At 65.5% G+C, this 13,514-nt stretch carries 11 protein-coding genes; 8 read left to right on the forward strand and 3 right to left on the reverse strand.

Annotated elements, in window-relative coordinates; all coding sequences use genetic code 11:
- Positions 1 to 151: 151 nt before the first annotated feature.
- The 8 genes from PSOLE_RS14630 to PSOLE_RS14665 all read left to right on the forward strand — a co-directional run bounded on the left by PSOLE_RS14630 (position 152) and on the right by PSOLE_RS14665 (position 10,196).
- A complete protein-coding gene (locus tag PSOLE_RS14630) occupies positions 152 to 1,396 on the forward strand; it encodes an MFS transporter (RefSeq protein WP_074859470.1) in 1,245 nt (414 codons plus the stop codon).
- Between the two features lie 723 nt (positions 1,397 to 2,119).
- Entirely contained in the window at positions 2,120 to 3,454 is a 1,335-nt protein-coding gene (chrA, locus tag PSOLE_RS14635) for a chromate efflux transporter (protein WP_074859468.1), read from the forward strand.
- A gap of 224 nt (positions 3,455 to 3,678) precedes the next feature.
- Positions 3,679 to 4,926 (forward strand): dienelactone hydrolase family protein, encoded by a 1,248-nt coding sequence (locus PSOLE_RS14640; RefSeq protein ID WP_074859465.1) that lies wholly within the window; start codon positions 3,679 to 3,681, stop codon positions 4,924 to 4,926.
- Positions 4,927 to 4,929: 3 nt separating this feature from the next.
- Positions 4,930 to 5,724: an SDR family oxidoreductase gene (locus tag PSOLE_RS14645; protein WP_074859462.1), complete on the forward strand. Its 795-nt coding sequence runs from the start codon at positions 4,930 to 4,932 to the stop codon at positions 5,722 to 5,724.
- Between the two features lie 77 nt (positions 5,725 to 5,801).
- Positions 5,802 to 7,040, forward strand: coding sequence for a styrene monooxygenase/indole monooxygenase family protein (locus tag PSOLE_RS14650; protein ID WP_074859459.1), 1,239 nt, complete (start codon positions 5,802 to 5,804; stop codon positions 7,038 to 7,040).
- Positions 7,041 to 7,053: 13 nt separating this feature from the next.
- Complete coding sequence (locus PSOLE_RS14655) at positions 7,054 to 7,575, forward strand: flavin reductase family protein (protein ID WP_074859456.1); 522 nt, start codon at positions 7,054 to 7,056, stop codon at positions 7,573 to 7,575.
- A gap of 34 nt (positions 7,576 to 7,609) precedes the next feature.
- Positions 7,610 to 8,542, forward strand: a complete 933-nt coding sequence (locus tag PSOLE_RS14660; protein ID WP_074859453.1) for a SphA family protein — start codon at positions 7,610 to 7,612, stop codon at positions 8,540 to 8,542.
- A gap of 139 nt (positions 8,543 to 8,681) precedes the next feature.
- Positions 8,682 to 10,196, forward strand: coding sequence for a methyl-accepting chemotaxis protein (locus PSOLE_RS14665; protein WP_074859450.1), 1,515 nt, complete (start codon positions 8,682 to 8,684; stop codon positions 10,194 to 10,196).
- A gap of 206 nt (positions 10,197 to 10,402) precedes the next feature.
- Here PSOLE_RS14665 and antC read toward each other — a convergent pair whose 3' ends face one another.
- The 3 genes from antC to antA are packed head-to-tail and all read right to left on the reverse strand — an operon-like array spanning position 10,403 to position 13,327.
- A complete protein-coding gene (antC, locus tag PSOLE_RS14670; protein WP_074859447.1) occupies positions 10,403 to 11,437 on the reverse strand; it encodes an anthranilate 1,2-dioxygenase electron transfer component AntC in 1,035 nt (344 codons plus the stop codon).
- Positions 11,438 to 11,447: 10 nt separating this feature from the next.
- The gene (gene antB, locus PSOLE_RS14675; protein WP_074859444.1) at positions 11,448 to 11,942 is read right to left on the reverse strand and encodes an anthranilate 1,2-dioxygenase small subunit; all 495 of its coding nucleotides are present in this window, start codon (positions 11,940 to 11,942) and stop codon (positions 11,448 to 11,450) included.
- Positions 11,939 to 13,327 carry an anthranilate 1,2-dioxygenase large subunit gene (gene antA, locus PSOLE_RS14680; RefSeq protein WP_074859443.1) on the reverse strand — a complete coding sequence of 463 codons (1,389 nt, stop codon included), beginning with the start codon at positions 13,325 to 13,327 and terminating at the stop codon, positions 11,939 to 11,941. Before antA ends, antB begins: the two co-directional genes overlap by 4 nt.
- Positions 13,328 to 13,514: the final 187 nt, after the last annotated feature.

Below are 13,514 nucleotides of genomic sequence, written 5' to 3' on the forward strand. Positions count from 1 at the left end.
AGGCGCTGGTGTGTGTCTGACGCCTGCGCGCTGACCAGGGCGCGATCTGCGCAACAGCCTGTTCCCGGGTTTGCCCCGTGGCGGAGCATTCCCGTAGATTGGCCGGCTTACCTCGTCCGGCACTGGCCGGTTCTGCCTCGAGATTTTCGCCGTGTCCGCTGCTGTTCCCGCTTCCGTCTATCGCCTGCCCGGTTTCCTGGCGTTTCTCATCGCTCGCATCGTCGTGGTCTTCGCCGTACAGATCCAGGCCGTTGTGGTGGCCTGGCAGGTCTATGACCTGACCCGCGACCCGCTGTCGCTGGCCTATGTTGGCCTGGCCCAGTTCATCCCCATGCTGGTGCTGCTGATGCCGGCCGGCGACCTGATCGACCGCTACGACCGCAAGCTGATCCTGATGCTCAGCTGGCTGGTCGAGGGGGTGTGCGCGGCAGCGCTGCTGTGGCTGTCGCTGAGCGAGGCGGCGGTCAGTTGGTACTACGCGGTGCTGGTGCTCTACGGCTGTGGCCGCGCCTTCACCGGGCCGGCGTTGTCCAGTCTGCTGCCGCAGATCGTGCCGCGTGAGCGCCTGGCCGCGGCCATCGCCGCCAACAGCATGATCATGCGCGGCGCGACCATTTCCGGCCCGGTGATCGGCGGTGGCCTGTATGCCATTGGCGGTGGCGGGCTGATCTACTCGGTGTGCCTGGCCTGCTTCCTCGCCGGCTGCGTGTTGCTGCTGCGGGTGCCGGTACGCTATGCCGAGAAAATGCAGGCACTGGAAGCCACTGCCTGGGCGCGCTTCACCGCCGGTATCCACTTTATCCGTACGCGCCCGATCATCCTCGGCACCATCTCGCTGGATCTGTTCGCCGTGCTGCTCGGCGGCGTGATCGCACTGCTGCCCATCTATGCCCAGGAAGTGCTGGAAGTCGGCCCGACCGGCCTCGGCCTGCTGCGCAGCGCCATGGCTATCGGCGAGGTATCGGTGGGGCTGTACCTGAGCATGAAACCCTTCAACCGCAATGTCGGCCTGGTGATGTTCGGCGCGGTGGCGTTATTCGGCGTGGCCAATCTGGTGTTCGCCTTGTCCAGTCTGTTCTGGCTGTCGTTCGCCGCGCTGGTGGTGGCCGGTGGTGCGGACATGGTGAGCATGTACATCCGCTCATCCCTGGTGCAGTTCTCCACCCCGGACGCCATGCGTGGCCGGGTCAATGCGGTGAATATGCTGTTTATCGGATCTTCCAACGAACTGGGCGAATTCCGCGCCGGCACCAGCGCCGCCTGGTTCGGCGTGGTGCCGGCAGCGCTGATCGGCTGCGCCTGCACCCTGATGGTGACGGGCGGCTGGATGCTCGGTTTCAAGAGTCTGCGCCAGGTGAATCGCTTCGAGGATGCTTCGCCGGCGAAGATGGGCTGAAGTAGGGCGGCCTCGCTCGCGAAGCGAGCAGCCCGCCAGAGACTGCGGATGTGTGCCGATCAACGACCGTAGGATGGGTAGAGCAACGCGAAATCCATCACCGCAATTGCTCTGGGTATTGCTTTGCACTAACCAGCCTAGTTGCTGTTCCGACACGTGGCATGGTGGACAAGCGCCGCATTGTCCACCCTACGCGGCGGGTATTTCTACGTAGGTTTTCATCCACTGTGGGGCGAGGTTGTCCGGGCTACTTGCTATTCCATCAACGCGAGGCTGTCCACGCTTCGCGAGCAAAATGCCCTCTCGGTTGTTTGCTCGCGCCAGAGTCGGCTATCCAGGCCTTCCCAAACCCACCCACAAATTCTGTTAACAGCGCTGTGGATAACCTTTGCAAAAGCCCTCTGCGCCTAGCATTCAAGCGGGTCTCGGCAGGCCGCTCAGTTTTTGCCCAATGACGCTTTGCTGGCGTTATCGTCGGGCGGAATATCGCTTTTAATCAATCACTTGGCTCATGTTTTCAACAGCGGGGCAGGGTGCGGGCATGTTGCCGGGTGTCGTGCACAGAATCTGGGGAAAGCGCTGTGGATAAGATGCGGGAAAACGCGTCCAGGCCAGGTGAGGCAAGGGCTGCGCTTGGCTGGTGGTTTTTCGTACGCTGTCGCAAGGCTGTCATGTTTCACGGTTATAGTGCCCGGTCGATTTATCCGCTGATGGAGCCCTCCGATGTCCGATTCGTCTGAACGCCCTGTTCCGGTCAGTCTGCTGCAGGCGTTCTGGTTCTGGCTGAAGCTGGGGTTGATCAGTTTCGGTGGGCCGGCGGGGCAGATTTCGATCATGCACCAGGAGTTGGTGGAGAAGCGCCGCTGGTTGTCCGAGCGGCGTTTTCTGCATGCGCTGAACTACTGCATGTTGCTGCCCGGGCCGGAGGCGCAGCAGCTGGCCACTTATATTGGCTGGCTGATGCACCGCACCTGGGGCGGGGTGATCGCCGGGGCGCTGTTCGTGCTGCCGTCGCTGTTGATCCTGATCGTGCTGTCCTGGGTCTATCTGGTGTTCGGCGATGTGCCGTTGGTGGCGGGGATTTTCTATGGCATCAAGCCGGCGGTGACGGCCATCGTGGTGCAGGCGGCCTGGCGCATTGGCGGGCGGGTGTTGAAGAACGCCTGGCTGTGGGCCATCGCGGCGGCGGCATTCGTGGCCATTTTCGCGCTGCAGCTACCGTTCCCGCTGATCGTGCTGGGCGCCGCGCTGGTGGGGTACATCGGCGGGCGACTGGCGCCGCAGCACTTCGCGGTCGGCGCCGGGCATGGCGAGGCGGGCGGGGCGCATGCGCCGGCGCTGATCGATGACGAAACGCGTCTGGCGCATACCTATTTCCGTTCCAGCCGCCTGGCGTTGATTCTGCTGGCCGGCGTGGTGCTCTGGCTGCTGCCCATGGGCCTGTTGACCCTGGCGTTCGGCTGGCAGGGCACGTTGACGCAGATGAGCTGGTTCTTCACCAAGGCGGCGTTGCTCACCTTCGGCGGTGCCTACGCGGTGCTGCCTTACGTGTACCAGGGCGCCATCGACCACTACGGCTGGCTGACGCCCCGGCAGATGATCGATGGCCTGGCCCTCGGCGAGACCACACCGGGGCCGTTGATCATGGTGGTGGCTTTTGTCGCGTTCGTCGGCGCTTACGGCCAGCCGGTGTTCGGTGGCGATTCGGCCTTCGCCAGCGGTGCGCTGGCGGCGGTGCTGGTTACCTGGTTCACCTTCCTGCCCTCGTTTCTGTTCATCCTCGCCGGCGGGCCTCTGGTGGAGTCGACCCACGGCCAGTTGAAGTTCACCGCGCCACTGACCGGCATCACCGCCGCCGTGGTCGGGGTGATCCTCAACCTGGCGCTGTTCTTCGGTTATCACGTGCTCTGGCCGCAGGGTTTCGCCGGGGCGTTCGATTGGGTATCGGCATTGATTACCCTCGGGGCGGGTGTGGCGTTGCTGGGCTTCAAGCGTGGGGTGATCGAGACGTTGGTGGCCTGTGCAGCGGTCGGATTGGGGCTGCAGCTTTTTTCTTGAGCGAGGGTCGGCAGCGCACGGTTTCAAGCGCTGAAGTCGCTGTAAAAGCCTCGCTGCGCGCCCTGTTTTTTGTCCATACTACCTTCAAAGACGCCTCGCGCCATCTGTATAGCCTCGTGATGAAACCACGCGCCTGGCGGATATCCCTGGCAGTGAGCGGATAGAGCGGCGGGCTCGTCCGGCGGAAGATCGATCCAACGCAAGCAATCGTTGGAGTCGCCGCCATGCAAGGTCGTTACATTCAAGTTCCCGCGAAGGATGGCCAGTTCGCCGCCTACCTGGCCGTTTCGGTCGACGGCAAAGGACCGGGTGTCGTGCTCTGCCAGGAGATCTTCGGGGTCAACGAGGCCATGCGCGCCCTGGCCGATCACTTGGCCGAGGAAGGCTACACCGTGCTGGTGCCGGATCTGTACTGGCGCCAGCAGGCGGGCGTCGAATTGGGCTACACCCCGGAAGATTTCGACAAGGCCCTGGCGCTGTACCAGGCCTTCGACGAGAACCTTGGCGTGGCCGATATAGACGCCAGCCTGAGCTTTCTCAAGACCCTGCCTGAATGCAGCACGGCCGGGCTCGGTGTGGTCGGCTACTGCCTCGGTGGCAAGCTCGCCTACCTGGCTGGCTGTCGCCTGCCGCAGGTGGCCTGCGCCGTGGGCTACTACGGGGTCGGCATCGAGAATGCCCTGCACGAGCTGGTAGGGCTGCAGGGCCGCCTGGTGCTGCACCTCGCCGAGCTCGATGGCTTCTGCCCGGCGCCGGCCCGCGAGGCCATCGTCGCGGCGCTGGCGCAGCGCCCAGGCACCGAAGCCTACGTCTATCCGGGTGTCGATCACGCCTTCGCTCGCCCGGCCGGGCACCACTACCACAAGCCTTCGGCGCTGCTTGCTCACGAGCGCAGCATCGCCGCGTTGCGCCGCACCATCGGTCCGGATTACAACCTGTCCGACCTGTGGGAGGAGCATATCCGCCACGAGTTCGACACCCGTGACGTACCGGCGACCATGGCCACCATGGTGCCCGAGCCCTACGTCAACCATATCCCCACCATGACCGGCGGCGTGGGTTACCGCGAGCTGGCGCGTTTCTACCGCTACCACTTCGTCCACGGCAACCCCAAGGACATGGCGCTGACGCCGATCTCGCGCACCATCGGCGCCTCGCAGATCGTCGACGAATTCATCATGAGCTTCACCCATGACCAGGAGATCGACTGGCTGCTGCCCGGCGTCGCGCCCACCGGTCGCTTCGTCGAGATCCCCATGCTCGGGGTGGTCAAGTTCCGTGGGCCGAAGCTGTACCACGAGCATATCTACTGGGATCAGGCCAGCGTGCTGGTGCAGATCGGCCTGCTTGATCCCAAGGGCCTGCCGGTGGCCGGTGCCGAAACCGCGCACAAGTTGCTCGACGAGAGCCTGCCGTCCAACACCCTGATGCCGAGCTGGCCGACCAGCGCCGGCAAGCCGATCGAGGGCTGAGCCATGAACCTGCACAGTCTCGACGGCAAGGTCGCCGTGATCAGCGGCGGCGCCACCCTGATCGGCCGCGCGGTGGCCGAGGCGCTGCTCGCCGCCGGTGCCCGCGTGGCCATTCTCGACATCGACCCGCAGGGCGCCGCCGTGGCGGATGAGATGGGCAGCGGTGCGTTGTTCATCGCTCTGGATCTGACCGATGACCGCGCCGTGACGGCAGCCCTGGAAACCATCCACGGGCAGTTCGGCACGGTCGATCTGCTGGTCAACCTGGCCTGCACCTATCTCGACGAAGGTATTGCCTCGTCACGTGGCGACTGGCTGCGGGCTCTGGACATCAATCTGGTGTCGGCGGTGATGCTGACCCAGGCGCTGTGCGCCGATCTGCAGGCGCAGCGCGGCGCGGTGGTCAACTTCACCTCGATTTCGGCGCAGTGTGCGCAGACCGGTCGCTGGATCTACCCGGTGTCCAAGGCCGCCATGCTGCAACTGACACGCAGCATGGCGATGGATCTGGCGCCGCTGGGCATCCGCGTCAACTCGGTGTCGCCGGGCTGGACCTGGTCGCGGGTGATCGCCGAGGTCAGTGGCGGCGACCGCGCCCATGCCGACCGTGTCGCCGCCGACTTCCACCTGCTCGGACGCCTGGGCGAGCCGGCGGAGGTGGCCCAGGTAGTCGCCTTCCTTTGCTCGCCGGCGGCCAGCTTCGTCACCGGCGCCGACTACGCGGTGGACGGTGGTTACTCGGTGATGGGCCCGGAGCGCAACCAGCCGGCCATCCCGCGTCTCGCCGAACGGGAGTGAGCCTCATGAGCAATCCCTTCTGGCGCCTTTTCAACGGTTTCACCCCAACCCGTCACTCGACTCCCCGGAGGGCTTCCATGCGTCGAATCGCCATCGTCGGGGCCGGCCAGGCCGGCCTGCAACTGGGCATCGGCCTGCTCGCCCAGGGCTACCACGTCACCCTCACCACCAACCGCACCGGAGAGCAGGTGCGCAGCGGCAAGGTGATGTCCAGCCAATGTATGTTCAACAACGCCCTGCAGACCGAGCGCGACCTCGGCCTGAACTTCTGGGAGGAGCAATGCCCAGCGGTGGAAGGCATCGGCCTGAGCGTGCCCAACCCCGAGCGCCCGGGCGAGAAGCTGATCGACTGGAGCGCGCGCCTGGATCGGTATGCCCAGGCCGTCGACCAGCGCCTGAAGATGCCGGCCTGGATGGACGAGTTCGAGCGCCGTGGCGGCGAGCTGATCATCCAGGACGTCGGCCTGCCCGAGCTGGAGCAACTGACCCAGAGCCATGACCTGACCCTACTGGCCGCCGGCAAGGGCGAGGTGGTCAACCTGTTCGCCCGCGACACCGAGCGCACCGTGTTCCAGCAGCCGCAACGCGCACTGGCGCTGACCTACGTGAAGGGCATGACGCCCAAGTCGCCCTATTCGCGGGTGGCCTTCAACCTCATTCCCGGCGTCGGCGAGTACTTCGTGTTCCCCGCTCTCACCCTCAATGGGCCGTGCGAGATCATGGTCTTCGAGGGGGTGCCCGGTGGTCCGATGGACTGCTGGCAGGACGTCACCTCGCCCGAGCAGCATCTGCAACGCAGCCTGGAGATCGTCCAGCGCTACGCCCCCTGGGAAGCCGAGCGCTGCCGCAACCTGGAACTGACCGACGCCGGTGGCGTGCTCGCCGGGCGCTTCACCCCGATGGTGCGCAAGCCGGTGCTGCGCCTGCCGTCCGGGCGCACGGTGTTTGGCATGGCCGATGCCCTGGTGGTTAACGACCCGATCACCGGGCAGGGCTCCAACAACGCCGCCAAGTGCAGCAAGGTCTACCTCGACGCCATCCTCGCCCAGGGCAGCGCCGCTTTCACCCCGGAGTGGATGCAGCAGACCTTCGAGCGCTACTGGGACTACGCCGGTCAGGTGGTCAAGTGGACCAACAGCCTGCTCACCCCACCGCCGCCGCACATCCTCGAATTGCTTGGCGCCGCCGGCCAGTCGCAGGCCATCGCCGCGCAGATCGCCAATGCCTTCGACGACCCGCGCCGCTTCGCGCCCTGGTGGTTCGACGCCGCGCAGTGCCAGGACTTCATCCAGGGCCATATGAGCCGCGCGGCCTGACCGGGAGACAGCCATGACCGATTCCACGCTTATCGCAGTCGACGGCGTCGAGCCGCGCAGCCTGCGCAACCTGCTCGGCCAGTTCGCCACCGGGGTGACGGTGATCACCACTCGCACCGCCGACGGACGCCGGGTGGGCATGACCGCCAACTCCTTCTCCTCGGTGTCCCTCGACCCGCCACTGGTGCTCTGGAGCCTGGCACGCAGCGCGCCGAGCCTGCCGGATTTCCTCGCCGCCAGCCACTTCGCCATCAACGTGCTGGGCAGCGACCAGCATGGCCTGTCCGGGCACTTCGCCCGCCCGGCGGCGGACAAGTTCGCCGGTATCGAATACGCCGAAGGGCCTGCTGGCGTGCCCTTGTTGGACGGTGCCATCGCCACCCTGGTGTGCCGTAACGGCACCCAGTACGAGGGCGGTGACCATCTGATCTTCCTTGGTGAGATCGAGCACTACCGACACAGCGGCGGAGAACCGCTGGTCTTCCATGCCGGGCAGTACCGGGTCGCCGTCGCGCACCCGGCCCTCGCCCTCTGAGCTGCCGCCAATACGACAATGATTGGAGCCTTGCATGTCTCAGATCCGCTACCTGCCGCTGGCATTGGCAATCGCTGCCAGCGGGGCCCAGGCCTACGACCTGCCGGTCGTCAACCTCGGGCTGACTAGCTTTCTCGATGGTGGTTTGCCGGCCGGTCCCGGCTGGTACCTGCAGCAGTATTTCCAGAACTACAGTGCCGACCGTCTGCGCGATGAAAACGGCGACCGTATCGGCCTGCCGAAGACCGAACTCGATTACCAGGTGGCGGTGACGCAGGTGAGCTACCTGTCCAACCTGCGCCTGGGCAACGCCAGTCTCGGCCTCAATGCCCACTTACCGATCGTCACCAAGATGGATGTGGATGACGGCCTGAACAATGCGGCACTGAAGGCACAGGATGGCGTGGGCGACGTGCTGATCGGGCCATTCATCCAGTTCGACCCGATCATGGGCCCGGATGGCCCGCGCTTCGTGCACCGCATTGAGCTGCAGGTGAACCTGCCGACCGGCGAGTACAGCGACAAGCGTGACATCAATCCGGGCAACAACGCGGTGTCGTTCAACCCCTACTGGGCGGCGACCTACTGGTTCAACCCCAAGTGGTCAGCCTCGGTGCGCGCGCACTACCTGTACAACTTCCGCAACGACGACCCGGGCTATGCCTTCGGCGATGTTTCGGACATCCAGGCCGGCCAGGCGCTGCACGCCAACTTCGCCACCGAGTACGCAGTCACCCCGCAATTGCGCCTGGGCATCAACGGCTACTGGCTCAAGCAGATCAGCGACACCAAGGTCGACGGCCACGAGGTTTCCGGCCGCCGCGAGAAGGTCTGGGCCATCGGCCCCGGGGCGATGTACAGCTTCTCCCAGGACGACCATCTGGTGGTCAACGCCTACTTCGAGCAGGACGTGGAGAACCGCCCGGACGGCAGCCGACTGCAAGTGCGCTACATCCATCACTTCTGACTGAGTTTGCATCGCTTGCCTGCCGGCCCCCTCCGGCAGGCCTTTTTCTGGCGCGCCGTGCTGGCGCCTGTAACTTCCCGCTACCGGCCCCGACTTGGGCGTGCCGAGGTTGGCCGGTGGCCCGAGCCGGAGAGCCTCGATGGACGACCATCCGCTGATTTGCCGCACCGATCTGCAGGGGCGGATCACCTTCTGCACACCGGCATTCGCCGAATACCACGGCTACCGGGTCGATGAGTTGCTCAAGCAGCCCTTCGCCCAGCTACGTCACCCGAACATGCCTTCGGCCCTGTTCGCTCACCTCTGGCGCACCCTCGGTCAGCAACGCACCTGGCTCGGCCCGCTGTGCAACCGCCATCGTGACGGGCAGGCGCTGTGGCTGGAGCTGTACATCAAGCCGGTGCATGGCGAGCAGGGTGTCAGCGGCTATGGTGCGCTGTACCAACCGCTCGATGAGGCTACGCGGCTGCACGCCGAACGGGCATTCGCCCGGGTGCGCCGTGGTCGGGCGCCAGGTCGCGCCCTACGTGGCGGGCTGCAGGGCGCCTGGCCCTGGCTGGCGGCTGGTGCCGCGTTGCTGGCAGGCGCGCCGCTGTTGTCCATGGGCTGGGCCGAGCAGAGCCTGGCGTTGGGCTGCGTATTGGGCGCGGGGCTGGCCTCGCAGCGGCGCCAGGCGCGGCGTGTGCGGCACCTGCTGGAGAGTGGAGGAGCCTTGTGCAGCGACCCCTGGCTGGCCGGTTTTCTCGATGATGAGCCCTTGGCCGGGCGCCTGGCCCTGGCCTTGCGCAGCGAGGCGCGGCGCTTGCAGACGGCGCTGATGCGCATTGGCGCCGCGGGTGCCCAGCTCGAACAGCGTGCCGCCGAGGTCGCCAGCCTGATCCGTCACGAGGCGGCGCGCCTCGATGTTCAGCGCGACAGCAACCACCAGGTGGCCACCGCCCTGCACGAACTGGCGGCTACCATCCAGCAGGTGACCGGCAACGTGCATGGCGCCAGCCAGGGCACCGCCGATGCCAGTGCGCAGACGAGCCACAGCCGCCAGCTCGCCCTCTGTGCCCAGGCAGCCCTGGGCCAGCTCGACACGGCCGTGACCGATGCCGCCACGGCGGCCCGGCAGGTGGGCGCGGCGGTCGGCGATATCGCCGGTTTCACCCACCTGATTGCCGATATCGCCGAGCAGACCAACCTGCTCGCGCTCAATGCCGCCATCGAGGCGGCACGCGCCGGCGAGGCCGGGCGCGGCTTCGGCGTGGTCGCCGACGAGGTGCGCCAACTGGCGTCACGCACCCAGGTGGCGACGGGGCAGATTCGCCCACTGCTGGCGCGCCTGCAACAGGCGGCCGAGCGCAATGGTGAGCAGGCCGGGCGCTGCCAGGTGCTGGCCCAGGACACCGACGGTCAGTTGCGCGAGATGTTGCATGGTCTGGAAGACGTCGATACGCGTCTGCAAGGGGTCAATGCCCTGGGGCAGCAGATCGCCGTGGCCATGCAGGAGCAGGAACAGGTCATTGGCCTGCTCGACGAGCAGGTACAGGGCGCCGTCGCCGACGTCGCGCAGAGTGCGGACAAGGCTCGCGAAGTCGAGCGACTGGGCGCCAGCCTGCACGAGCAGGCCGCAGCGTTGATCCAGCTGGCGCGCTATTTCGATCGCTGAGGCAGGGGAAGGCCGAGGTGCCCTGAAGTTCACCTCGGCATTGAGGTTGCGCATGGTCGGTGGAGCGGATTTATCCGTGATAGCTGGTGGCAGTGAGCCAGAAAGCATCGCGGCTGAAGCCGCTCCTACGAGTTGTGTGCTTTGCACCTTGGGTGGCTGGGAGGCACGGTCGGTAGGAGCGGATTTATCCGCGATAGGGCTCCTGATCAGCGCCGGGCGCCGGCGCTTTGCAGGAACTTCTCGCTGTACAGGCGGGTGTCGCCCAGCCCCGCCTCGTCGAGCCAGCTACGCACCGCCTCGACCATTGGTGGCGGTCCGCACAGGTACATGTCGAAGGGTTGTGCGCTCAGCTCGCTGCGGTCGAAGTGCTCGGGGATGTAGCCGCGCAGGCCGCTCCAGGCAGGCGAAGGCTGGCTGACCACGGGCATGAAGTCGAAATCGGCGATGCGCTCGCGGTAGCTCTCCAGGCGCTCACGCTCGCAGAGGTCGGCGTCCTGGTTCACGCCGTAGAACAGCCGCACGGGCTGGCCACAGCCGCCGCGTTCGGCCATCTCGTCGAGCATGCCGAGGAACGCCGACAGGCCTGTGCCGCCGGCCACCAGCATCAGCGGCCGCTCGATCTGGCGCAGGTAGAAGCTGCCCAGCGGCAGCTCCAGCTCCAGGCGCTGACCGGGCTGGCAGCGCTCGCGCAAGTAGTTGCTCATCACTCCGTCGGGCAGCAGGCGAATGAGGAACTGCAGGTGGTTCTGCGCATTGGGGCGATTGGCGAAGGAGTAAGCGCGCCATTCCTCGGTATCAGGAATGTTCAGGCGCGCATACTGGCCGGGCAGAAAACGCAGGGGGCCGCCGTCCGTAGAGGCATCGAGATGCAGGATGGCGGTGGTCGGCGAGACGTGTTCGACGGCTCTGACCACGGCCCCGACCCGCTCCAGCGAATTGGCGTGGCACAGGCTGGAGTCGAGGTCGAAGTAGAAGGCGGCATCCGATTGCACGCGGGTCTGGCAGGCGAGCATCTTGCGCTGCGCCAGGTCACGTTCGCAGAGGGCTTCCTCGTCGACGTAGTCCTGCTGGTAACGGCCCGCTTCGCAGCGGCCCTGGCAGGTGCCACAGACGCCTTCACGGCAGTCCAGTGGCAGGCTGATCCCCTGGCGCAGCGCGGCGTCGAGCAGCAGCTCACCGGGTTTGACCCCGATGAACAGTGTCTTGCCGTCGGCGAAGCTGAGCGCGACGTTATGGCTCATGGCATGGCTCCTAGAGATGGTAGAAGTCGAGCACGGAATTGATGGTGTCGTTGAGCAGTACCACGTGCTTGCGGCTGATGCGGAAGTCGCCTTCGTCCTGCTCGCGCAGGTGGTAGGTGGCCTGGCCGTAGAACTGCTCGGAGACGCCGTGGCGGCTGTACAGCGTGTGCCAGCCGACCTTCGCTTCCAGTTGGCCATCGTCGAGCCGGCGCAGGCGCAGGTTGCTGATCTGGTGCAGGGTGCGCGGCAGCGGGGTGGAGGCCGCCGACTTGCCGGTGCGCAGGCGGAACACACGATCTTCCAGGCCTGAGCGGTCGGCGTAGTAGATGTACGACAGGCCCTGTTGCGGGTTCTGCACGTACTCGTGCTCGCTGACCCACTGTGGCAGATGGAACACGCTGTCCTCATCGAACAGGGCGACGTAGGCGTCCCAGTCCTGGGCATCACAGAGGGCGGCTTTGCGGTAGAGGAATTGCTCCACCGCGTAGTGCAGGTTCGGGTTCATGCGGACACCTCGGCAGGTTGCAGGGCTTTGTGCGCCAGGCCGTCGAGCAGGCGTTTCTGCCAGGCGCTGTGCTGGTTGACGTACAGCCCTTCGTGGGTGAATTCGGTGCCGGTGAGCACTGGCTGAATTCCTAAGGCTTCACTGTTCGGGGTCGGCCCTTCGACCCAGCGGTGATGGCCGCGGGAGATGTCGCTCCAGCGCTCCAGACGCCCCTGAAAGCCGCGCTGCTGCTCACGGAATTCCACCAGGTCATCGGGTGTACCCAGACCCGAGACGTTGAAGAAGTCCTCGAACTGGCGGATGCGGCTGGTGCGGTCGGCGGCGGACTCGCCCTTCACGCCGATGCACTGGCTGATGATCTCGGTCTTGTTCCAGGCCAGCGGGCGCACGATGCGCAATTGCGAGCTGATCTGATCCATGAAGAACAGGCTTGGGTAGATGTTCAGGTTGCGCAGGCGATGCATCATCCATTCGGCGCGGGCCTGGCCGTGTTCCGCCACCAGGCGTGGCATGACGCTGGCGTAACCCGGGCGCACGGTAGGGTTGGGCATGTCGCTGAACAACACGCTGTGGCCGTTATTGAAGGAGAACCAGCCGTCATCGGTATCCGCGTCGCCGGCGCCCAGCTTGCTGTAGTCCAGGGTGCTGCTGGCGCCGCCTTTCTCGGCGTTGACCTGCTGGCGATGCTGCACGGTGGACACGTAGTTGTAGTGCACGGTGCTGACGTGATAACCGTCCAGGCCGTTCTCGTTCTGCAGCTTCCAGTTGCCGTCGTAAGTGTAGGTGGACTTGCCGGGCAGCACTTCCAGCTCGCCGGTGGGCGACTGCGCCACCATCATGTCGAAGAACATCTTGGCGTCGCCCAGGTAGTCTTCCAGCGAGTCGCTGCCCAGGGTGTCCAGGCTGACGAAGACGAAGCCCTTGTAGCTCTCGATGCGGGCCTTCTTCAGGCCGCGGGTGGCCTTGTCGAAGCCTTCCGGGTATTCGCCCGGCGCCTTGACCTTCACCAGGCGCCCGTCGCTCTTGTAGCACCAGGCATGGAAGGGGCAGGTGAAGGTCGACTGGTTACCCTTGCTGACGCGGGTAAGGGTAGCGCCGCGGTGCTGGCAGGCATTGATCAGCGCGTGCAGCTCGCCATTGCCGTCACGGGTGATGATCAGCGGCTGGCGACCGGCGCGCAGGGTGATGAAATCGTTCGGTTGAGCGATCTCGCTTTCGTGGCATGCATAGATCCAGACCTTTTCGAAGATCAGTTCCATCTCCAGGTCGAACAGTTCGGGTTCGGTGAACAGGTCGCGTGCGACCCGGTAGACGCCCTCGGCAGGGCGGAAATCGAGGCAGCCACGAATGTAGTCCTGCCATTGTGAAACACTGCGCATGCTCATCAGGGGTGTCCTCTGCAAGGGAAACTCACCCCGATTGAAGCCCCTGGCCGAGGCGCCCACTATCCGCTGAGTCGGGCAGTGCTATCCGTTTTTTCCGTATCGCCGGTGATAGTTGCCGGTAACGGGGAAAAGCTGCAGGAAGTGGATAGTGACGGTTGTGGCCTATCACCAGACTGGCGCTTGAACG

Origin of the sequence: Pseudomonas oleovorans subsp. oleovorans, assembly GCF_002197815.1 — a bacterium.
In the GTDB taxonomy this organism is placed as follows: Bacteria; Pseudomonadota; Gammaproteobacteria; order Pseudomonadales; family Pseudomonadaceae; genus Aquipseudomonas; species Aquipseudomonas oleovorans.